26 protein-coding genes are annotated in these 20,828 nt (G+C 68.9%); 6 read left to right on the top strand and 20 right to left on the bottom strand.

The features are described from left to right. Positions 1-55: 55 nt before the first annotated feature. The 3 genes from lysA to argH are packed head-to-tail and all read right to left on the bottom strand — an operon-like array spanning position 56 to position 2,939. Entirely contained in the window at positions 56-1,315 is a 1,260-nt protein-coding gene (gene lysA, locus M2352_RS13750) for a diaminopimelate decarboxylase (RefSeq protein ID WP_264665041.1), read from the bottom strand. Further along, complete coding sequence (locus M2352_RS13745; protein ID WP_264665040.1) at positions 1,312-1,530, bottom strand: hypothetical protein; 219 nt, start codon at positions 1,528-1,530, stop codon at positions 1,312-1,314. The genes lysA and M2352_RS13745 overlap by 4 nt, the downstream gene beginning before the upstream one ends. Next, entirely contained in the window at positions 1,527-2,939 is a 1,413-nt protein-coding gene (gene argH / locus M2352_RS13740; protein ID WP_264665039.1) for an argininosuccinate lyase, read from the bottom strand. Before argH ends, M2352_RS13745 begins: the two co-directional genes overlap by 4 nt. An 84-nt stretch (positions 2,940-3,023) precedes the next feature. On the opposite strand from argH, the gene M2352_RS13735 reads away from it, so the two are divergent. Further along, a complete protein-coding gene (locus M2352_RS13735; protein ID WP_264665038.1) occupies positions 3,024-3,626 on the top strand; it encodes a TlpA family protein disulfide reductase in 603 nt (200 codons plus the stop codon). 16 nt (positions 3,627-3,642) lie between these two features. Here the strand turns inward: M2352_RS13735 and M2352_RS13730 are convergent, their stop codons facing one another. From M2352_RS13730 to M2352_RS13685, 10 genes are all read right to left on the bottom strand, one after another. Further along, on the bottom strand, positions 3,643-3,849 hold the full coding sequence (locus M2352_RS13730) for a hypothetical protein (RefSeq protein ID WP_264665037.1): 207 nt from the start codon (positions 3,847-3,849) through the stop codon (positions 3,643-3,645). A 95-nt stretch (positions 3,850-3,944) separates the two neighbouring features. Further along, on the bottom strand, positions 3,945-4,823 hold the full coding sequence (locus tag M2352_RS13725) for a 3-hydroxybutyryl-CoA dehydrogenase (RefSeq protein WP_264665036.1): 879 nt from the start codon (positions 4,821-4,823) through the stop codon (positions 3,945-3,947). Positions 4,824-4,872: 49 nt separating this feature from the next. After that, the gene (locus M2352_RS13720) at positions 4,873-5,805 is read right to left on the bottom strand and encodes an electron transfer flavoprotein subunit alpha/FixB family protein (RefSeq protein ID WP_264665035.1); all 933 of its coding nucleotides are present in this window, start codon (positions 5,803-5,805) and stop codon (positions 4,873-4,875) included. A gap of 17 nt (positions 5,806-5,822) precedes the next feature. Then, positions 5,823-6,572 (bottom strand): electron transfer flavoprotein subunit beta/FixA family protein, encoded by a 750-nt coding sequence (locus tag M2352_RS13715; RefSeq protein ID WP_264664111.1) that lies wholly within the window; start codon positions 6,570-6,572, stop codon positions 5,823-5,825. 157 nt (positions 6,573-6,729) lie between these two features. Beyond that, positions 6,730-7,302, bottom strand: coding sequence for a cob(I)yrinic acid a,c-diamide adenosyltransferase (locus M2352_RS13710; RefSeq protein WP_264665034.1), 573 nt, complete (start codon positions 7,300-7,302; stop codon positions 6,730-6,732). A gap of 4 nt (positions 7,303-7,306) precedes the next feature. Then, positions 7,307-7,501, bottom strand: coding sequence for a twin transmembrane helix small protein (locus tag M2352_RS13705; protein ID WP_264665033.1), 195 nt, complete (start codon positions 7,499-7,501; stop codon positions 7,307-7,309). Between the two features lie 84 nt (positions 7,502-7,585). After that, complete coding sequence (locus tag M2352_RS13700) at positions 7,586-8,302, bottom strand: LamG domain-containing protein (protein WP_264665032.1); 717 nt, start codon at positions 8,300-8,302, stop codon at positions 7,586-7,588. Positions 8,303-8,313: 11 nt separating this feature from the next. After that, complete coding sequence (locus tag M2352_RS13695) at positions 8,314-9,219, bottom strand: hypothetical protein (protein ID WP_264665031.1); 906 nt, start codon at positions 9,217-9,219, stop codon at positions 8,314-8,316. Next, positions 9,216-9,512 carry a hypothetical protein gene (locus tag M2352_RS13690; protein WP_264665030.1) on the bottom strand — a complete coding sequence of 99 codons (297 nt, stop codon included), beginning with the start codon at positions 9,510-9,512 and terminating at the stop codon, positions 9,216-9,218. Before M2352_RS13690 ends, M2352_RS13695 begins: the two co-directional genes overlap by 4 nt. Before the next feature lie 5 nt (positions 9,513-9,517). After that, positions 9,518-9,850: a hypothetical protein gene (locus M2352_RS13685; protein WP_264665029.1), complete on the bottom strand. Its 333-nt coding sequence runs from the start codon at positions 9,848-9,850 to the stop codon at positions 9,518-9,520. A gap of 210 nt (positions 9,851-10,060) precedes the next feature. Here M2352_RS13685 and M2352_RS13680 point away from each other — a divergent pair, with 210 nt between their 5' ends. Then, positions 10,061-11,512, top strand: a complete 1,452-nt coding sequence (locus M2352_RS13680; protein WP_319802038.1) for a GH1 family beta-glucosidase — start codon at positions 10,061-10,063, stop codon at positions 11,510-11,512. A 9-nt stretch (positions 11,513-11,521) separates the two neighbouring features. Here the strand turns inward: M2352_RS13680 and M2352_RS13675 are convergent, their stop codons facing one another. Further along, positions 11,522-12,112, bottom strand: coding sequence for an NAD(P)H-dependent oxidoreductase (locus tag M2352_RS13675; protein ID WP_264665028.1), 591 nt, complete (start codon positions 12,110-12,112; stop codon positions 11,522-11,524). A gap of 111 nt (positions 12,113-12,223) precedes the next feature. On the opposite strand from M2352_RS13675, the gene M2352_RS13670 reads away from it, so the two are divergent. Next, positions 12,224-12,697: a hypothetical protein gene (locus tag M2352_RS13670; protein ID WP_264665027.1), complete on the top strand. Its 474-nt coding sequence runs from the start codon at positions 12,224-12,226 to the stop codon at positions 12,695-12,697. Positions 12,698-12,704: 7 nt separating this feature from the next. Here M2352_RS13670 and sciP read toward each other — a convergent pair whose 3' ends face one another. The 6 genes from sciP to M2352_RS13640 form a co-directional block, all read right to left on the bottom strand. Next, positions 12,705-13,049: a CtrA inhibitor SciP gene (sciP, locus tag M2352_RS13665; protein ID WP_264665026.1), complete on the bottom strand. Its 345-nt coding sequence runs from the start codon at positions 13,047-13,049 to the stop codon at positions 12,705-12,707. Positions 13,050-13,243: 194 nt separating this feature from the next. After that, complete coding sequence (locus M2352_RS13660; protein WP_264665025.1) at positions 13,244-13,984, bottom strand: flagellar hook assembly protein FlgD; 741 nt, start codon at positions 13,982-13,984, stop codon at positions 13,244-13,246. A 41-nt stretch (positions 13,985-14,025) separates the two neighbouring features. Next, entirely contained in the window at positions 14,026-15,864 is a 1,839-nt protein-coding gene (locus M2352_RS13655) for a flagellar hook-length control protein FliK (RefSeq protein ID WP_264665024.1), read from the bottom strand. A gap of 234 nt (positions 15,865-16,098) precedes the next feature. Further along, positions 16,099-16,629 carry a flagellar basal-body protein gene (locus M2352_RS13650; RefSeq protein ID WP_264665023.1) on the bottom strand — a complete coding sequence of 177 codons (531 nt, stop codon included), beginning with the start codon at positions 16,627-16,629 and terminating at the stop codon, positions 16,099-16,101. Then, positions 16,616-17,044 carry a rod-binding protein gene (locus M2352_RS13645; protein WP_264665022.1) on the bottom strand — a complete coding sequence of 143 codons (429 nt, stop codon included), beginning with the start codon at positions 17,042-17,044 and terminating at the stop codon, positions 16,616-16,618. Before M2352_RS13645 ends, M2352_RS13650 begins: the two co-directional genes overlap by 14 nt. Continuing rightward, positions 17,044-18,207, bottom strand: a complete 1,164-nt coding sequence (locus M2352_RS13640; protein WP_264665021.1) for a flagellar basal body P-ring protein FlgI — start codon at positions 18,205-18,207, stop codon at positions 17,044-17,046. The genes M2352_RS13645 and M2352_RS13640 overlap by 1 nt, the downstream gene beginning before the upstream one ends. A 262-nt stretch (positions 18,208-18,469) precedes the next feature. Between M2352_RS13640 and M2352_RS13635 the strand changes: the two genes are divergently transcribed. From M2352_RS13635 to M2352_RS13625, 3 genes are all read left to right on the top strand, one after another. Beyond that, positions 18,470-18,901, top strand: coding sequence for a flagellar assembly protein FliX (locus M2352_RS13635; RefSeq protein ID WP_264665020.1), 432 nt, complete (start codon positions 18,470-18,472; stop codon positions 18,899-18,901). Positions 18,902-19,041: 140 nt separating this feature from the next. After that, positions 19,042-19,458, top strand: coding sequence for an RNA polymerase-binding protein DksA (gene dksA / locus M2352_RS13630; RefSeq protein ID WP_264665019.1), 417 nt, complete (start codon positions 19,042-19,044; stop codon positions 19,456-19,458). Between the two features lie 144 nt (positions 19,459-19,602). Beyond that, a complete protein-coding gene (locus M2352_RS13625) occupies positions 19,603-20,820 on the top strand; it encodes an ABC transporter substrate-binding protein (protein WP_264665018.1) in 1,218 nt (405 codons plus the stop codon). The last annotated feature ends 8 nt before the right edge of the window (positions 20,821-20,828 follow it).

Here is a 20,828-nt window from a genome sequence, read left to right as displayed (position 1 = left end):
AGGGCGGTTCCGCGGGGAACCGCCCTTCTCACCGGCTTCTCACAGGGGCACGGTGTCACAGCCAGCCGGGCATCCGTTCGGCGGCCAGGATGTCCTCGATCCGCGGGCGGGGGCGGATGACGGCGAAATCGGCGCCGTTGACCATCACCTCCGGGATCAGGGGGCGGGTGTTGTAGCCGGACGACATGACGGCGCCATAGGCCCCGGCGGAATCGAACGCCACCAGATCCCCCGCCGCCATGGGCGGCAGCGGGCGCTGAAGGGCAAAGGTGTCGCCGCTTTCGCACACCGGCCCCACCACGTCCATGGGCACGGTGGTGGCGTCGGATGCCGCCTCCACCACCGGGCGGATGCCGTGGTAGGAATCATAGAGCGCCGGGCGGATCAGGTCGTTCATCGCCGCATCGACGATCAGGAACTGGCGGTGCAGCCCCTGCTTCACATAGATGGTGCGGGCCACCAGCACCCCGGCATTGCCCACCAGCGTGCGCCCCGGCTCCAGCGTCACATGGCAGCCCAGGTTGCCGGTGATGGACGTGACCATGGCGGCATAGTCGGCGGGCGACGGCAGCGCCTCGTCCTTGTAGCGGATGCCGAGACCCCCGCCCAGGTCCAGCCGGCGGATGTCGTGCCCGTCGGTGCGCAGAACGTGCAGCAGGTCGGCCACCCGCAGGAACGCGGCGCGGAACGGCGCCAGATCGGTCAGCTGCGACCCGATGTGGACCGCGATCGCCACCGGGCGCACACCCGGCAGCGCCGCCGCCCGCGCGTAGACATCGCGGGCGTGGTCATAGTCGATGCCGAACTTGTTCTCTTTCTTGCCGGTGGCGATCTTGGCGTGGGTCTTGGCGTCCACGTCGGGGTTGACGCGGAACGCGATGTCCGCGGTCACCCCCATGCCCGACGCGACCTCGCTCAGCGCTTCCAGTTCGGGGATGGATTCCACGTTCAACTGGAAGATGCCGGCGCTGAGCGCCGCGCGCATCTCGTCCCGGGTCTTGCCCACACCGGAGAACACGATGCGTTCGGGCGGCACGCCGGCGGCCAGCGCCCGGCGCATTTCCCCCTCCGACACCACGTCGGCACCGGCCCCCTGCTCGGCGAAGGTGCGGATGACGGCCAGGTTGGAGTTGGCCTTGACCGCGTAGCACACGCCCACGTCCTGGCCGGCGAAGGCCCCGGCGAAGGCGGCCCAGTTGGCCCGCAGCGCTGCGGTGGAGTAGCAGTAGAACGGCGTGCCCACCGCGTCGGCGATGGCGGTCAGGGCGGCATCCTCGGCGTGGAGGATGCCGTTGCGGTATGCGAACACGGTCATGGGAACGACAGTCCTGATCCGGTCTTCCCCGGCGCGGGGTCGGTGGCCGGGTTGGGGTAGGTCTGGGGGAAGCGGTCGGCCTCGCTGCCCTGGGGCGGGTCCACCGTCCGCGGCTTCTTCCCGCAGCCGCCCAGCGCCAGCACGAAGGCGATCAGAAGAACGCCCGTGGCCAGACTGATGGTGCGGCGGTGGGTCAGGTGGGAGATGATCGTCACAGGAACCGTTCCTTCGCTGCCTGGACCGCGCCGCGCACCCGCTCCGGTGCCGTGCCGCCGAAGCTCAGCCGGCTGGCCACCGACGATTCCACGGTCAGCACGCCGAAGATGTCGGCGGTGATGCGCGGCTCGATGGCCTGGAGCACGTCGAGCGGCAGGTCCGACAGGCCGGTGCCGCGCTCCTCCGCCGCCTTCACCGCCCGGCCCGTCACGTGGTGCGCATCGCGGAACGGCATCTTCAGCACCCGCACCAGCCAGTCGGCCAGATCGGTGGCGGTCAGGAACCCGCGCTCCGCCGCCGCGCGCATGGACGCCGGGTTCGGCGTCATGTCGCGCACCATGCCCTCCATGGCCGCCACGCACAGGGCCAGGGTGTCGTCGGTTTCGAACACCGGCTCCTTGTCTTCCTGCATGTCCTTGGAATAGGCCAGCGGCAGACCCTTCATCACCACCAGAAGACCGGACAGCGCGCCGATGACGCGGCCCGACTTGGCGCGCACCAGCTCGGCGGCGTCGGGGTTCTTCTTCTGCGGCATGATCGAGCTGCCGGTGGTGAAGGCATCCGACAGCCGGATGAAGCGGAACTGGTCCGAACACCACAGCACGATCTCTTCGGCGAAGCGCGACAGGTGGGTGGCGCAGATCGCCGCCGCGGCCAGATATTCCAGCGCGAAGTCGCGGTCGGACACCGCGTCCAGCGAATTGGCCGTCGGGCGGTCGAAGCCCAGGGCCGCCGCCGTGGCGTGGCGGTCGATGGGGAACGGCGTGCCGGCCAGGGCGGCGGACCCCAGCGGGCATTCGTTCATCCGGGCGCGGGCATCGCGGAACCGCCCGCGGTCGCGCCCGAACATCTCCACATAGGCCAGCAGGTGGTGGCCGAAGGTCACCGGCTGGGCCGCCTGAAGGTGGGTGAAGCCCGGCATCACGGTGTCGGTGTGGGCTTCGGCCAGGGTGATCAGGGCTGCCTGCAGCGCCGTCAGCCCGGCGTCCATGCGGTCGGCGGCGTCGCGCACCCACAGGCGGAAATCGGTGGCCACCTGATCGTTGCGCGAGCGGGCGGTGTGCAGCCGCTTGGCGGGATCGCCCACCAGCTCGGTCAGGCGGGCCTCCACGTTCATGTGGATGTCCTCCAGCTCGGTCTTGAACTGGAAGGTGCCGGCGTCGATCTCCTGCTTCACGCGGTCCAGGCCATCGCGGATGGCCAGAGCGTCGTCGGCGGTGATGATGCCCTGGGCGGCCAGCATGGCGGCGTGGGCCTTCGATCCGGCGATGTCCTGATCGGCAAGGCGCTTGTCAAAGCCGATGGAGACGTTGATCTTCTCCATGATGGCGGCAGGGCCGCGGGCGAAGCGGCCCCCCCACATCTGGCTGCTGGCGGGCTGGGTCGTCGGGGTCTGGTCGGCGCTCATGGAACGACGGTCACGGCTTTTGTGGCACGGGAAAGGCGAGGTCAAATGAGTATCCGCAGATTGGTCGTGGCTGCAATCTTTTGTGTGAGCGCCGTGGCTGCCGTCTGGGTGTGGGCCGGCGCATGGCTGGACGGGACCGGCGCCCCCACGGGCCATCAGGCCGCCGCGGCGCAAGGGGCGGGCGTGGACCGTTTCCGCCCCACGGTGCCGCCCAAACCCTTGCCCGCCTTCACCTTCACCGACGGCGAGGGGCGCCCCCGCACCATGGCGGAGTTCAAGGGGAAGGTGGTTCTGCTGAACCTGTGGGCCACGTGGTGCGGCCCGTGCGTGAAGGAAATGCCGTCGCTGGACCGGCTGCAGGGCGCGTTGGGCGGCGACCGGTTCCAGGTGGTGGCCCTGTCCACCGACCGCGGCGGCGGGGCGGCGGTGGTGCCGTTCTATGCCAAGCTGGGAATCGCAAAACTCGGCGTCTATCTCGACCCCAAGGGGGAGAGCATGACCGCGCTCGGCCCCCGCGGCCTGCCCACCACTCTGCTGATCGACCCCGAGGGGCGGGAGGCGGCGCGGCTGGAAGGCGGGGTGGAGTGGGACTCGCCGGAAATGACGGCCTTCCTGCGCACGATGGCCGGGGCGGCGGACGGGGCGGCCCCTCAGCCCCCGGCAGGGCTGGTCAGGACGGGCGGGTGACCATAAGGACGGGCGCTCAGGGGTGGCTTTTGACCTGCTGCCGCTTGGCGCCGAGAGCCTTCTGGCAATCGGCCATGGCCATGGCTTTCTCGGCCGGGTTGGCGATTTCGGATGCCGTCATCCGGCAATAGGCTGTGTCCTCAAGCGTCTTGCCCGCATTCTGCTGTTGGATATAGGTCGAAACCAGAAAGACGCCGAAAACAAAAGCGACGATCCAAGGCATCGGAAGATCCCGTGCTGGGCGTTCTGAGACAACAAAATACCCCCACCCGTGTTGAAACCGGTGGGGGTATCTCGCAGGGACGAAACAGGCGCCGGTCAGCGGGTCGGGACCGGCGGGTTCTTGGAATAGTCGTAGAAGCCCCGGCCCACCTTGCGGCCGATCCAGCCGGCCTCGACGTACTTCACCAGCAGCGGGCAGGGGCGGTACTTGGAATCGGCCAGACCCTCGTACAGCACCTGCATCACGGCCAGACAGGTGTCCAGCCCGATGAAGTCGGCCAGCTCCAGCGGCCCCATCGGGTGGTTGGCACCCAGCTTGAGCGCCGTGTCGATGGCCTCGACCCCGCCCACGCCCTCGTACAGGGTATAGACGGCCTCGTTGATCATCGGCAGCAGGATGCGGTTGACGATGAAGGCGGGGAAGTCTTCCGACACCGCCGCGGTCTTGCCGATGGCCGCCGTCAGCTCCTTGATGGTGCTGAAGGTTTCCTCGTCCGTGGCGATGCCGCGGATGAGTTCGACCAACTGCATGACCGGCACCGGATTCATGAAGTGCATGCCCAGGAACTTGGACGGGCGGTCGGTGCTGGCGGCCAGGCGGGTGATGGAGATCGACGACGTGTTGGTCGCGATCAGGGCATCCGCCTTCAGGTTCGGAACCAGCTTCTTGAGAATGTCGCGTTTGAGCGCTTCGTTCTCGGTCGCGGCTTCGATGACCAGATCGGCATCGGCGAAGACGGAGAGATCGGTCCCGGTGGAAATGCGGGCCAGGGCGGCCTGCTTGGCGTCTTCGCTCAATTTCCCTTTCTGGATCTGGCGATCCATGTTGCGGGCGATGCCCGCCAGGGCTTTTTGAAGAACGTCTTCCTTGATGTCCGAAATGATGACGTCATAGCCGGACAGGGCACAGACATGGGCGATACCGCTGCCCATCTGGCCCGCACCAATCACACCAATCTTCTTGATCGTCGGCATGGAGCTTCCCCGTGGATCGGAAAGTTTAAGGGGGCGTTACTCTCGCACTTCAGCCAAGGGCTTCCGTCAGCTCCGGCACCGCCTTGAAGAGGTCGGCGACGAGACCGTAATCGGCCACCTGGAAGATGGGCGCTTCCTCGTCCTTGTTGATCGCGACGATGACCTTGCTGTCCTTCATGCCGGCGAGGTGCTGGATGGCACCGGAGATGCCGACGGCGATGTACAGCTCGGGCGCCACGATCTTGCCGGTTTGTCCGACCTGGTAATCGTTGGGCACGAAGCCGGCGTCCACCGCGGCGCGGGAGGCGCCGACGGCGGCGCCGAGCTTGTCGGCCAGGGCTTCGAGGAGCTTGAAATTGTCGCCCGACTGCATGCCGCGCCCGCCGGACACGACGATGCGGGCCTGGGTCAGTTCGGGGCGTTCGGACTTGGTGAGTTCCTGGCCGACGAAGCGGGCGGTGGCCGCGGCCCCGGGCGAGGCCACGTCCTCGACCGCCGCCGAACCGCCCTCGGCGGCCACGGGGTCGAAGGCGGTGGTGCGCACGGTGATCACCTTCACCGCGTCCGCCGAGCGCACGGTGGCAATGGCGTTGCCGGCGTAGACCGGGCGCTCGAAGGTATCGTCCGACACCACCGCGGTGATGTCCGACACCGCCGCCACGTCCAGCAGGGCCGCCACGCGGGGGAGCAGGTTCTTGCCCGCCGAGGTCGCCGGGGCCAGGATGTGGCCATAGCCGGAGGCCAGAGCCACCACCAGCGGGGCCACCGCTTCGGGGAGCTGGTGGGCGAGGTCGGCGGAGTCCGCCTTCAGCACCTTGGCGACGCCGGCCACCGTGGCGGCGGCGGCCGCCGCCGGGCCGACGCCCTGGCCGGCCACCAGCACATGGATGTCGCCACCGATCTTGGCGGCGGCGGACACCGCGTTCAGCGTCGCCGGCTTCAGCGAGGCGCCGTCGTGTTCCGCAACAACGAGAATGGTCATGGTCCGATCACCTCAAATCACAGAACGCGGGCGTCGTTCTTCAGCTTGTCCACCAGGGCGGCCACGTCGGCCACCTTCACCCCGGCCTTGCGCTTGGGCGGCTCGGCCACCTTCAGCGTCGTCAGCCGCGGCGCCACATCGACGCCGAGCGCGTCGGGCGTGACGGTTTCCAGCGGCTTCTTCTTCGCCTTCATGATGTTGGGAAGGCTGGCGTAGCGCGGCTCGTTCAGGCGCAGGTCGGCGGTCACCACCGCCGGCAGCGTCAGGTTCACCGTCTCCAGACCGCCGTCGATCTCCCGGACCACGGTGACCGCACCGTCCGCCACCGTCACCTTCGACGCGAACGTCCCCTGCGGCCAGCCCAGCAGCGCGGCCAGCATCTGGCCCGTCTGGTTGCAATCGTCGTCGATCGCCTGCTTGCCCAAAACCACCAGCGCCGGACCTTCCCGGTCCACCAGCGCCTTCAGCACCTTCGCCACGGCCAGCGGCTGGGTCTCCGCATCGGTCTGCACCAGAACCGCGCGGTCCGCACCCATGGCCAGCGCCGTGCGCAGCGTTTCCTGGGCCTGGGCCGGGCCGACCGACACCGCGATCACCTCGGTGGCCGTGCCGGCTTCCTTCAGGCGAACCGCCTCTTCGACGGCGATTTCGTCGAAGGGGTTCATCGACATCTTCACGTTGGCCGTTTCAACGCCCGACCCGTCCGCCTTCACGCGGACCTTGACGTTGTAATCGACCACGCGCTTCACGGGAACGAGGATCTTCATCATCCGTCTCTTGCAGTGGCGTCCAGCGGCCCCTTATGGGGCGCAAAAACGGTGGCTTTGCAGCGAGGGGACGATAGGTTGCCGTGCGGTACGTGTCAACGCCGCCCAAGCCGATTCCATACGGTTCCGTATAAAAAAATCATTTCCCGATCGGTTTTCATCGGCGCGTTCCGCCGGGAACCCACAGGACATCGCCGGCCCCGTTGCCGTTCAGCCGCCGCCCCAGCACGAACAGATGGTCGGACAGGCGGTTGGCGTAGCGGATGGCGGCGGGGGTGACCGCCTCGTGCTCCGCCAGATGGGTCATCAGCCGCTCGGCCCGCCGGACCACGGTGCGCGCCATGTGAAGATGCGCCGCCGCCGGGGTGCCGCCGGGCAGGATGAAGGATTTCAGCGGCGAAAGCCCGGCGTTCATGGCGTCGATTTCCGCTTCCAGCCGGTCCACCTGCCCGTCGGTGATGCGCAGGGGGGGGTAGGGCGGGTCCGCCTGCTCCGGCGTGCACAGATCGGCGCCCAGATCGAACAGGTCGTTCTGGATGCGCGCGAGCATGGCGTCCGACTCGGGGTCGCCGGACGTGTGCAGGCGGGCCAGCCCGACGGCGGCGTTGGCCTCGTCCACCGTGCCGTAGGCTTCGACCCGCAGATGGTGCTTGGGCACCCGTGCACCGTTGCCCAACGAGGTTTCACCCCGGTCGCCGCCGCGGGTGTAGATGCGGGTGAGAGTCACCATTCCGTCATGCCTGCGTCATCAAAGCCAGAAGAAAGAGCACCAGCGCCAGCCCCTGCAAACCCACGCGCAGGCGCATCAGCCGGTTTGACCAGTGCCGGTCCGTCTCCCCGCCGCGGGCCATGACGAACACGCCGGCCAGAAGGGAGCCCAGCACCGCCAGCAGCGCCACCCCCAGAAGAACGAGGAGAATTCCATTCATCGAGGGGAATATAGCGCGCCAGCGGTGACGGGGACAGGGGATTGCCCCGGATGCCACGCGGGCAGGGGAGCTTCGGCACTTCCGTCATGCCGTGGTGGGCCAGGGGGCGGCCGGCACCGGAATGGTGGCCCCGCTCAGACCGCGGCTGGTGCCCTTGGTGATGCGGATGCCGGCGATGGCCCCGTAGAACCGATAGGTTCCGCCGGAGGTGGAGGCGCCAATCAGCACCACGCCGGCCCCGTTTCTCATGGCGCTGGCAGTGGTGATTTCGGCTTCCCTGGTACCGTTGCAGTAGATGCTGAGCAGCGAACCGCTTTTGACGATGGTCAGGTGCATCCATGTGCCGACCGCCGCCGGCGTCGTGGTGGTCACCCGGTTGAAGCCGGAGGAATGATATTGCGTGTAATAGAGCCGATGCCCGTCTTCGGGGTAGGTATAGATGCTGAACCCCAGATCGGAACCGGCGGCATCCTGGGTCACGATCGGCAGGTAGCTGGGCAGGGAACTGGGCAGAAAGACCGACTCGATCACATAATCACCCGGCATGTGAAAATCGTCGGAATCTGCACAGGACAGCCAGTTATTTCCGTCGAACGCGATGGAGCGTCCGCCGCTCCACGGCGCCGAGGATGACAGGCTGGGAGCGCCGTTCACCGTGACCGTGCGGCGGGCCGGCGACAGGTCGGCGATGACCGTGTCGGTGACGGACGGCTGGATCAGCAGGACGGTGCTGGTGAAATAAGGATCGGTGCCGGTGGGGGCGGTGGCACCAAATCCGGTCAGGGCGTTCAGGATCAGCATGGAGGCAGTCCTTATGCGTCGGTGGCGGCCGACAGGGTGATGAACAGCCGCACCCCCAGCAACAGCGCGTCGGTTGCCAGCGTGTCGGCGGCGTCGGATGCCGCGCGGTAAAGCTGGAACACCACCAGATCCCCCGCCAGCGGCGGCCCCGCCACGGTCAGCGCCCCGCTTTCCGCCGCGGCGTTCACGGCGTTGGCGGCGTTCACGGCGTCGGTGACGGTGACCGCGGTGCCGAACGCGGCGTCCAGCGCATCGCCATCGCCCACCGCCATCGCCTGCATTCCCCAGACCACCCCGCCCAACCCGGCGGCGGCCAGCCACAGAACCTGAAAGGCAACCGTGCCGCGGTCCCAGCTCTTGGGCATGGCGACGGTGGTCTGGGCATGCTCCTGGGTGGCGGGATCGAAATCCAGCGTACGGCGGACGATGCGGGCGGTGGATGTCTCGGCCATACCCCAGCCCGCCCCGCTGGTGGTGCGGGGCAGGAAGGCGGCGGCGGGCAGCCACAGCGTGTGCCGGCCCTGCGCCAGCTTGGCGTCCAGCGCCGCCTGCAGCCCGGCCGTGTCGGTCACCGCATGGGCGTGGGTTGCCGCCGCAGCCCCCAGTGTGGCCGGGGTGGGCAGGGGGTGCACATGATCGCCGCGCGCCGCGTCCGCCGCCGTGCCCGCCGCCGCGGTGCCCAGCGCCGCCGGCAGCGCGGTGGACAGCGGGGTGGGGGGGACCGGAGTGATGCCGGCGGACTGGGCGCGGGCGGCGAAGGTGGCGGCGGTCACGTTCGACAGGTCCGCCGCCGCCAGCCCGGCGCGGAGAGAGGATACGGCGGTGCGCACCGTGGTGCCGCTCTGCACCGCCGGCACCAGTTCCGCGCCGGTCAGGTCCGCCGCCGCGGGCAGTTCGCTGATCTTTACCGAGGTCATGCTGTCTCCAGAATCAAAAGGGTGAGGTCTTCGCAGGCCATGTCCAGGCCGGCTTCCGCCGCCAGAAGGACCGGCACGGGGCGTTCGGTGAGCAGAAGCCGCCCGTCTTCGGCCAGCAGGCCCAGATCCGCGGCCTCCGGCGCCGGCGTGGCGGGGGTGGTTTCCGGGATCAGGGGGGCGTTCGCTTGGGTGACGATCCGATGGCCGCTTTCGGTCAGCAGCCCATCCCCCGTCAGCAGCATCAGGCCGGCGGCCATCGCCGGCATCAGGCCGCGGCCCAGGGACGGCAGCATCCCCGTCACTCCATCTCCGACAGGTGCAGGGTGCCGGCGTCCGTGCCGGCGGACAGGGCCGACAGGTGGGTGTGCCGCCCCTTCCGTCCGTCGCCCAGCGACAGGTAAAGATAGACGCCCGCCGGCAGGTAATGGTCGCCGGCCGCCGCCGTGGTGCCCGCCGGGCCGGTGCGGATGCGGGCGGGGGCGGTGGCATAGACGCCGATCACGCGGGTGGCCGCGTCGAGTGCCGCGGTCTGCGGCGCGGCATCCAGGGGCAGCGTGTGGGCGCCGCCGGGTTTCAGGCGCAGGGCGGGAATGGCGTGGTCGTTGTCGTCCCGCGGCATCAGGGTGGACATGGGCGCTGGCTCCGCAAAAAGAAAAGCCCGCGTTCCGGGCGGGAAACGCGGGCATGGGAAGGGGCGTGATAAATAGGATAAATATCCTATATCGGGGCTTCTGTCAACCACCCCCTGTTACCGGCGGGCAAAGCGTGCCACATAAGCGGGCACCGCAAGACACCCCGGCCAGCCCATGGGCCGGTGGCGCCGCACAGAGGTAAGGATCGCATGATGCACCGCCGTTCGTTGCTGAAAGCCTCCCTGGCCACGCTCGGGGCTGCTCTGGGAGCGGGGCCGCTGGCCGGCGGCCGCACCGCCGCCCCGGCCCTGGCGCAGGCGGGCGGACAGGCCCTGGCCTTTCCCCCCGGCTTCGTCTGGGGCGTGTCCACCTCCGCCTATCAGGTGGAAGGGGCGGTGACGGCGGACGGGCGCGGGCCGTCGGTCTGGGACACCTTCAGCCACACGCCGGGCCGCATCGTGACGGGGGAGAACGGCGACGTCGCCTGCGACCACTATCACCGCTATCTGGAGGATGTGGGCCTGATGGCGGGGATGGGACTGAACGCCTATCGTTTTTCCATCGCGTGGCCGCGGGTGATGCCCACGGGCACAGGGGCCGTGAACGCGAAGGGGCTGGATTTCTACGACCGGCTGACGGATGCGCTGCTGGCGCGGGGGATCGAGCCGTGGGCCTGCCTCTACCACTGGGATCTGCCCCAGGCGCTGCAGGACCGCGGCGGCTGGACCAACCGCGACAGCGCCGGGTGGTTCACCGATTACGCCCTGGCCGTGGCCGGGCGGCTGGGCGACCGGGTGAAGCGCTGGGCCATGCTGAACGAGCCGTCGGTGGTCGCCATCTTCGGCCACGGCACGGGTGACCATGCGCCGGGGCTTCGGGGCACCGCCAATTACTTCGCCGCCATCCACAACCAGAACCGCGCCCAGGGTCAGGCGCTGGCCGCGCTCCGCCAGACGGGGCGCACGGACTGGTCGCTCGGCACCGTGCTGACCGTGCAGCCGATCAAGGCCGCGGGCGGGCTGGAGGCCAACCGCCCGGCGGCGGTGCTGTGGGATGCGGTGTGGAACCGGTCCTGCACCGACCCGCTGTTCCTGGGCCGCTACCCCGAACCGCTGGAGGCGGACTTCGCCCCCCTGACCAAGGCGGGGGATATGGAAACCATCCGCCAGCCGGTGGATTTCCTCGGCCTCAACTATTACAGCCGGCTTTATCAGCGGCTGACCACCGACGGCCTGTTCGGCACCGGTTTCGACGGCCCGCCGGAGGGAACCAGGCGCACCGGCATGGGATGGCCGGTGGAACCCGACGGGCTGCTGGAACAGTTGCTGGAACTGCGCGACCGCTACGGCAACCCGCCGGTCTACGTCACCGAGAACGGCGCCGACTATTACGATTGGGTCGGACCGGAAGGGAAGGTGGAGGACGGGGAGCGCATCGCCTTCCTGCGCGCCCATCTGGCCGCCGCCCATCAGGCCATCGCCCAGGGGGCCAACCTCAAGGGCTTCTTCGCCTGGACCCTGCTGGACAATTTCGAATGGGCGGAGGGCTACGCCCGTCATTTCGGGCTGGTGGCGGTGGACCGCGAAACCTTGGCCCGCCGGCCCAAGGCCAGCTATTATTGGTACGCCGATACCGTGCGGCGCAACGCGGTCGCGGTGTGACGGCGGGGCTCAGAACCCGCCGAGCCGCTTGTCCACCCGTTCCAGATGGCGCGCCCGGCTGCGGGGGGTGGAACGGTCCATGTCGTAATGGGCCAGATAGTCGAAACGGGCCTGCGGCGCGCAGGCCCACACCAGCCCCAGCCGGACGATCCGGCGGGCCGGGTTGCGCATGGCCAGTTCCACCACCCACCACGGCGCGCCGAAGCTGGTCAGCACCGTGACCTTGCGCAAGCCCGTCAGCAGCGGCTGGATGCTGCCCCCCGCCGGGTCGTGGCGATAGGCCACCCCCGGCGCCCACACCCGGTCGAACCATCCCTTCATCACTGCCGGCATGTTGAACCACCAGTGGGGATAGGTCAGCACCAGCCCTTCGGACCATTGCAGCCGCGCCGTCAGCTCGGCCACCGCCGACCCGTCGTAGACCGGCTCCTTGAAGGTGGCGTGCTCCGCCGCGGTCATGCGGGGATCGAAGTCTTCGGCGTAGAGATCGGTTTCCCGCACTTCGTGCCCGGCCCGGCGCAGGGCCGCCACGGCGGTCCGGTGAACCGCGGCGGCGTAGCTGTCGGGCCGGGGATGGGCGAAAACAGCCTGAACGCGCACGGGCGGTGGTCCTTATCCAGGATAAGCGGGCGGCGCGCACGATAGCATGGACGGCGGGGGACGCCATGATAGAGTGCGGCCCGCCCGCAACCCACCCCCCGAATCCCGACCATGCCCGCCGACAGCCACCCCCAGCAACCCCGCTACGCCATCCAGAAAGCGCGCGGCAAGGGCTGGTCAACGCTGGAGGTCGGCGATGCGCTGCCCCAGGCCGAGGCCCGGTTCCGGCTGATGGTGTCGGTGAACCCCAAGGCGTTCTTCCGGCTGATACAGCTCGACTACAATCCCGATTCCGACGCGCCGGGCACGGAATTCAACTGGAAGCTCCTTCAGCTTCACGACCCGCGGCAGGCGGGGCATACGCCGCGGGTGGCGGGGGCGGGAAAGACGCCATCCCCCCAGCCGGAAAAGGGTGCCGCCGGGCACGCGTCACGCACCGTCCGCGGCGGGCCGGCGGGCGCGCACGGGCGCCGGGGGGGCGAGCGGGTCCGGCTGCCGTGGCTGACCTATGGGTTGGTGATCATGCTGGGGCTGGCGGTGGGGGCGCTGGCCTATCTGCTCCACGCCGCGCCACCCGCTCCGTAAAGGGGGATTATTCCGCCGGGCCGCTCATCACGGGGCCGCGCACCCGCACCGGGGCCGCGTCGTTGCGGTAGTCCTGCAGGCGGGTGGCGCGCAGGCCCCGCACGCCGTGGCTGTCGATCAGCCGCTGCCACGACAGGAATTCCTCGACCGACAGGGTGTAGCGGCGGCATGCCTCTTCCAGACTGATCAGCCCGGACCGGACGCCGGCCACCACCTCGGCCTTTCTGCGCATCACCCACCGTTTGGTATCGGGGGGAGGCAGATCCAGTTCCGTCATGGGGCGGCCGCCCGGTCCTATGCCCGATGCTCCAACGGAGCCATCGTCGCTGTGGTCAAAATCGCGAGATGACATGCGGGGACGCTCCATCCGCCACTGCTGTTCCAGACATTGCGGATGGGACATTACGCCAAGCAGTTTAAAAAATACCTAACCGATAGGGTTAATATTTTACCACTAAAATAATGGGTATGCCCTTCCCCGGACGGCTAGGGGGCCGCCGGGAAAGGGCTTCGGCTATCTTGGCGGATATCAATGATGCCTTGTCCTCAATGGACCGACTTCAGCTCCGACACCGGGATGGCGAGACCGTTGGCGACCACTTCCATCTCGCCGTTGGTGTTGTACTGCACGCCCGACACGGTGCCGTAGGTGTAGGTGGTGCGCTTGATGTACTCGTCGGTGGTCTGGCCGGTGGGAACGACGTTGATGGTGTAGTTGCCGGCGGACACCTGATTGCCGGAATCGTCCTTGCCGTCCCAGGTCACCACATGGTCCACGCCGGCGGTGGTCTCACCCTTCAGGGTGCGGACGGTCTTGTTGTTGGAGTCGATGATCTTCACCTCGACGCTCTTGGCCGAGGTTTCCAGGTTGTAGGACAGGCTGGGGATCTGGCCCTCGGGGTTGTAGTTGAACTCGTCCCCCTTGTAGATGACCGTGCGGCCCAGATAGGCGAGGTTGGTGGACGCCGTGCTCTGCTGCTGCAGGGTCAGCAGCTTGTCGAGCTTGCTGTTGGTCGAGATGCTCTGTTCCACCATCGAATACTGAACGAGCTGAGAGGTCATCTCGTTCGCATCCATCGGCTTGGTGGGATCCTGGTTCTGAAGCTGCGTGGTCAGCATCTTCAGGAAGCTGGTGTAGTTCTGGCTGAGGTTGGACAGTGCCGAGGAGGTGTCCTTGCCCGACGTGGTTTTGTTGTCCGTGGTCTTGGTATCGTCCGTCTTGTTGCTGTTGTTCTTGGTCGTCGTCGGCGTCGAGGCGCCGTAGTTGTTGGTGTTGACGGTGGTCATGGCCGGGATCCTCGGGCTTTACAGGGCGGTGGGGCGGCGCGTCAGACGCGGACGTCGAAGCGGCCGGGCCCCAGGGTCAGGGTGTGGATGATGGCGGCGTCCTGTTCGGCCTGTTCGTCGGGATCCGCGCTCCCGCGCCCGCGGCCCCGGCGTCCGCCGTCCTGTGGGTTGTTTTCGTCGGCGAACGGCTTGCCGTCGCTGTGCAGGCTGAAGTTCAGGCTGTCGCTGTCGGCCTTCAGCCCGGCGCCGTTCAGCGCGCTTTCCAGGCTGCGCTGGTCACGCTGGAGCAGTTCCAGGGTCTGGGCCTTTTCCACCGAGATGTTGGCCTGCAGCCGGCCGTCCTGGGCGATTTCCAGGCGGATGTCGATGCGGCCCAGATCCTCGGGGTTCAGGCGGATGGAGAAATGATCCTTTCCGTCCTTCACCGCCTTCTGGATGTTCACGCTGATCTGGTCGGGCACGCCCTGGGGCATGGCGGCGGTGCCGCGCGACGGGTGCATGGCGGCGGCGGGGCGGATGCCCTCGGCGGCGGCGGTGGTCTTCACGCCGTCGATGGGGGCCATCACCGCCTGCGTCGGATCGGCGGCGGCGGCGTCACGGGTGGCGGCCAGCGGCTGGGCGGTGTCGGCCCCCACGGTGGCGGCCACCGCTTCGAACGCCGTCCTGGTGGCGGACGCCGTGGCCTGGGCCGTGGCGGTGCCCTGCGGATTGAGCGCCGCGGGGTCGGCGAAGGGCTGCTGCTGCGGCTGCTGGCCGTGGGGGTTGCCGCCGGCCCCGCCCTGGCCCTTGGCCGCCGCATCCTTCACCGCGCCGCTGCCCTGGCCCGCGTTCTGGAACAGGCCGGCGATGCTTTCCGGCAGTTCCACCGAATCGTCGGTGGGCAGGGCGTCGGCGGGAATCAGGCCGGGGGTGTCCGGGGAGGGGGCGTCGGTCTTGGCCGCGGCATCCTGGGGTTTGGCATCGGCGGGCAGGTGCGGGGCCTTGCCGTCCAGGGGGGCGGCCATGGGCCGGGCACCGGCGGGCAGGGTGCCGGCGGCGGCCGTCTGGGCGGCGGCCGGGTCGGCGGCCTTGGCCGTCATGGCGTCGGCGTCGGTGGCCTGGCCGCCGTCATCGGCGGACACCGACAGCGTGCCGGTGCCCTGGGCCATGGTCATGGCAAAGTGCTGGGTGGGGGTGATCACCTCCACCGTGGTCTCGACGATGGTGACCTGCGCCTCGATCACCACGGTCTTGGATGCGTCGTCATCCGCCGCCGCGCCGGTCAGGATCTCTCCATCCAGGGCCGGGTCGGCGGCGGTGTCGTCGGGGGTCGTCTCGTCGGTGGGGGCGGCGGCCTTGGGGGCTGCCGCATCCTCACCGGCGCTGGGCTTGTCGGCTGGCTTGCCGCTGTCGGCCTTGGTGGCCGGCTTGGCGGCGGGTTTGTCCGGGGCCGGTTTTCCGGCATCGGTGCGGGCCGGGACCGGGCGTTCGGTCTCGGCGGTGCGGGGGGCCGGGGCGGGGGTGTCCGCCGGCTGGGCCGGGATGGCGTCGGACCGCCCGGTCAGGCGGGTGCGGGCGTCGGCCTTGTCGGCGGCCCGTTCGGCGCTGGCCCGTTCCGCGTTGGCCTTGCCGGCCTCCGCCTTGTCGGCGGCGGTCTTCTCCGCGGAGGTCTTGGCGGCCCGGCTCCTGTCGGCGGCGCGGGCGTCCTGGTCGTCCTGGCTGGCGGAGCGGGCGGCGCGGCGGCTGTCGGCCTGCTGGGTGTTCTCCTGCCGCTTGGCGGAGGAGGTGTCCATCATGCGCGCGATCATCTGGGCGAACATGTCGTCCTTGGTCCCCGACTGGCCGCCGGCGGACCCGAGGGTGTCGAACGAAAAGCCCTGGGTTGAGGACTGGATTTCCATGGATCGCATCCCTTCAGAACAGCCTGCCGTGCCGGCCGGGGGCCGCACGGAAAGAATAAAGCAAAAGCCGGGCCAGTTTCCGGTGCAGGATTTCCGCCGCCGACTCCGTACGCGCCGCCGCCCGTGCCCCGTCCGGCGGCAAATTTGGCCGGGTGGCGGCGGTTCTTGCCGGGACGAAAAAGGCCGCACCCACCGGCGCGGCCTTTTTCGTTTCGGCATGGACAAGGGGGCGGCTTACAGCCGGGTGTTCAGGGTCGCCGCCGTGGCCGGGCCGTGCTTGGGGGTGGCGAACACGGTGGTGGGGCCGTTGGGCCGGGGGACCGCCTGCTGGTAGGCGACGCCGGGCTGGGTGCGGCGGTAGCGGTTGGTGGCGTCCACCAGCGTGTTGACCAGAACCTGCTGCGCCCCCGACATGCGCTGAAGCGTGGCGGCGTTCTCGGCGGTGGCGATGGTCAGGCGGCGCGTCGCTTCCCTCAGCCCGGCCTTGATCTCGGCAGGCAGGGCCGCCATGCCGTCGCGGTCCACCCGCAGGATGCGCGACAGCTCCTCGCACACCAGGATCATGGGCTGCTTGGAGCGGGCCAGCTCGGCCAGTTCCGCGGCGGGGCGGCGGGCGACGACGGCGGCGGCTTCCGTGTCCAGGTGCTCGGACAGGCGGTCCATCAGCCCGGTCAGGGCGGCGGCCCGTTCCTGGGCGTTCTTGGGCAGGTTCGCGGGGGTGGCCTTGGGCTTGCCGGGGGTGGAGCGGATATCAACCTTGTCCATGGCTGGCCTCCTGGGCGCGCAGCAACTCGCGGTAAACGCTGTCGGCAAGGCCGAAGCCGCCGCGCTTCTGGGTTTGTTTGGCGTATTCGGTGGTCAGGAACGACCGGAACATCTCTTCGCCCTGGCCGCCGCCGAAGGTCTCGTCCACATCCACGGTGTCGAACATGGGGGAGAACATCTGGCCGATGAACTGGGTCTCGAACTCCTCGGCGGATTTGCGCAGCTGGGCACGTTTTGCCGGGTCGATCTTGCTCTCGTCCAGCGGTGCGATGACCTTGGCCCCGGCCGACGCGGCGGCGAAGCTGTCGGCCAGGCCCGCCCGGAAGGAGCCGCCGGACGACGCCCGCAACCGCTCCACATCCGCCGGAAGACGGGGTGCGGGAAGGCTGCTGGTATAAGAGAGGGCCGTATCCATCAGATCACCTCGATATCCGCTTGCAGCGCCCCGGCGGCCTTGATCGATTGCAGAATGGCGATCATGTCGCGCGGGCCTACTCCCAGCGCATTCAAACTTTGTACCAACTCCTGGAGCGTCACGCCCGACGGCATCACGGCCAGCCGGTTGTTGGACTGATCGTCCACCTGGATGTCGGTGCGCGGCACCACGGCGGTCTGGCCGTCGCTGAACGGGCCGGGCTGGCTGACCTGCGGGGTTTCGGTGATGCGGATGGTCAGGTTGCCCTGGGCGATGGCGACGGTGCTGATGCGCACGTTCTCGCCCATCACGATCACGCCGGATTTCTCGTCCACCACCACGCGGGCGATCTGGTCGGGGGTGATGCGAAGCTGTTCGATCTCGGTCATCAGCCGCACCACGTCGCCCCGCCGCCCGTCCGGCACCCGCAGCAGCACCGACGACGGGTCGGTGGCCTGGGCCAGTTGCCCGCGAAGCTGGGTGTTGATGGCCGCCGCCACCCGCTGGGCGGTGGTGAAGTCGGGGTTGCGGAGCGACAGGCGGATCACCGGCAGCTCGGCCAGGGAGAACTGGATCTCCCGTTCCACCACCGCACCCGACGCGATCCGCCCGGCGGTGGGCACGCCGCGGGTGACGCTGGCGCCCTGGCCCGACGCGGCGAAGCCCGACACGGCGATGGGGCCCTGGGCCACCGCATAGACCTCCCCATCCGCGCCCAGCAGCGGGGTCACCAGCAGCGTGCCGCCCAGCAGGCTCTTGGCGTCGCCCATGGCGCCGACGGTCACGTCGATGTGGGTGCCCTGGGCGGCATAGGCGGGCAGGGTGGCGGTGACCATCACCGCCGCCACGTTCTTGGTGCGCAGGTTGGCGCCGCGGATGTTCACCCCCATCCGCTCCAGCATGCCGGTCAGGCTCTGCTCGGTGAAGGGGGAGTTGTTGAGGCTGTCGCCCGTGCCGTTCAGACCCACCACCAGCCCATAGCCGATCAGCATGTTGGCCCGCACCCCTTCCACCTCCACCACGTCCTTGATACGGGCGGATGCGGCCAGGGCGGGCGCCGGCAGGGTGGCGGGAACCAGCAGCAGGGCGGCCAGGGCCAGCGCGCACGCACGGCGGATGCCGGAACGGAAGGCGAAGGGGCGGCGGGTCGTTTTCGACAGCATGGCGTCATCTTTCGGTGGAAGATGTCCGGCCGCCGTTCTGGCGGTCCGGGGTTCGGCCATGCAGGGGGCGTGCCATCGGCCGAAGCCATGGAAACCCGCCCCCGATCCGCCATCGCCGAAGCACGAGACCCCGGCGGCCCGGCAATTTTTGCCCGATTGCGGCAAACCTTGACCGGATGGTAAACTCGCGCCATCTAAGAAAAATCCGGCGCAATCCGGGGCGCGTCCGCGTTTCCTTTGGCATCATACGGTTGGTCAGGCCATGAAAGTAGAAGGCTCCGGTTCTGTACGCGGCGGCGGTTCGGTCCGCCGCACCGGCAAGACGGATGGCACGGCCGGCAGCGGTTTTGCCAAGCAGCTCAGCGGTGACGGCTCCTCGGTCCAGGGGCCGGGCGCCACGGCGCCGCTGGGCGGAGTCGCCCATGTCGCCAGTGTGCTCGCCGCGCAGGAGGTGGACGACGCCACCGCGCGGGCCTCGCGCGGCAAGATGCGCGCCAAGGAAATGCTCGACAAGCTGGAGGAGATCCAGCACGGCCTGCTGGCCGGGACGCTGCCGTCGCAAAAGCTGGTCGAGTTGGCCCGCGTGGTCAACTCCCGCAAGGTTCAGGTGGACGATCCCAAGCTGGCGGAGGTGCTCGACGAGATCGACCTGCGCGCGCAGGTGGAACTGGCCAAGCTGCAGCAGAACGTCTGAACCGGGCCGGAGCGCCGATTCCCGTCTGCCGCCAAGGGCTTGTTCGGCACCGCAGCATGACGCGCAGGGTTGCGGCGACGCTTTGGGATACCTATACTCCGCCCCGCTACGAAGACCCCTAAAGATCGGGATTTCCTCGGATGTCGTCGCTTCTGCCCAAAGACTACCAGCCGTCGGAAGACGAGGAGTTCATGAACCCGGTGATGCGGGAGTATTTCCGGCAAAAGCTGCTGCGGTGGCGTGCCGATCTCCTCGCCGAGTCCAACGAGACCCTGCAAAGCCTGTCCGAAGGCGGCATTCTGGAACCGGACATCGCCGACCGCGCGTCGGCGGAAACCGACCGGGCGCTGGAACTGCGCACCCGCGACCGCGAGCGCAAGCTGATCGCCAAGATCGACGAGGCGCTGCAGCGAATCGCCGATGGCGTCTACGGCTATTGCGAGGAAACGGGGGAGCCGATCGGCGTCCGCCGCCTCGACGCCCGCCCCATCGCCACCCTGTCCCTGGAAGCCCAGGAACGGCACGAGCGGATGGAACGCACCCAGCGCGACGATTGATGAAGAAGCCCCGGACGAAGCCGGGGCTTTTTTCTTGGGCGCATCACGGACCATCTGTTGCGCCCGCGTTCGGTGGCGGGTATCAGAATTCCCCCCATGAGATGCCGAAGCGTTTGCCGGCCTGCATTGGGGGATCTGTCCGTCATGTCGATTCTGTCCCGCCTGTCGATCCAGGGGTTCCGCGCGGCGCTGGCCGTCACGCTGGCCGCCGCCGCGCCGGCGCTGGCCGCCGACCCCATCCGCATCGGCGAGATCAACAGCTACACCGGCCTGCCGGCCTTCACCATCCCCTACCGTCAGGGCTGGGAGCTGGCGGTGGCGGAGATCAACGCCGCCGGCGGCCTGCTGGGCGGGCGGATGCTGGAGGTGGTCTCCCGCGATGACGGCGGCAAGCCCGAAGACGCGGTGCGCACCGCCAACGAGCTGATCGCCAATGAAAAGGTGGCGCTGCTCACCGGCACCTACTTCTCCCACATCGGGCTGGCGGTGGCCGATGTGGCCGCGCGCAACAAGGTGCTGTTCCTGGCCGCCGAGCCGCTGACCGACGCCATCATCTGGGCCAAGGGCAACCCCTACACCTTCCGCCTGCGCCCCGGCACGGCGATGCAGGCGGGGATGCTGGTGGAGGATGCGGCCAGGCTGTCAGCCCGCCGCTGGGCCACCGTCGCCCCCAATTACGAATACGGGCAGGCCGCCGTCGCCGCCTTCAAGGAAAAGCTCAAGGCCAAGCGCCCCGACGTGGAATTCGTCGCCGAGCAATGGCCGGCCCAGGGCAAGATCGACGCCGGCGCGACGGTGCAGGCGCTGGCCGCCGCCAAGCCCGACGCCATCTTCAACGTCACCTTCGGCCCCGATCTGGCGAAGTTCGTGCGCGAGGGCACCACCCGCGGCCTGTTCGACGGGCGCGCCGTGGTCAGCCTGCTGACCGGGGAGCCGGAATATCTGGTGCCGCTGAAGGACGAGGCGCCGGAAGGCTGGATCGTCACCGGCTATCCGTGGGATCAGGTGAAGACGGCGGAGCATGTGGGCTTCCTCACCGCCTACCGGAACAAATACAACGACTTCCCCCGGCTGGGCTCGGTGGTGGGCTACACCGCCGTGAAGACCATCGCCGCCGCCATCGCCAAGGCCGGATCGACCGATACGCCGGCCCTGCTGGACGCCATGAAGGGCCTGAGCGTCGAAAGCCCGTTCGGGATCATCTCCTACCGCGCCGCCGACCATCAATCGACCATGGGCGCCTTCGTCGGCACCACGGCGGTCAAGAACGGGGTCGGCACCATGGTCGATTGGCGCTACGCCGACGGCGCCGCCTTCCTGCCGCCGGAGGCCGAGGCCGCCACGCTCCGCCCGGCGGAATAAGGGGCCGG

The sequence above is a fragment of the Azospirillum fermentarium genome (genome assembly GCF_025961205.1).
Taxonomy (GTDB): Bacteria; Pseudomonadota; Alphaproteobacteria; order Azospirillales; family Azospirillaceae; genus Azospirillum; species Azospirillum fermentarium.
This window is presented reverse-complemented; position numbering and strand designations above follow the sequence as displayed.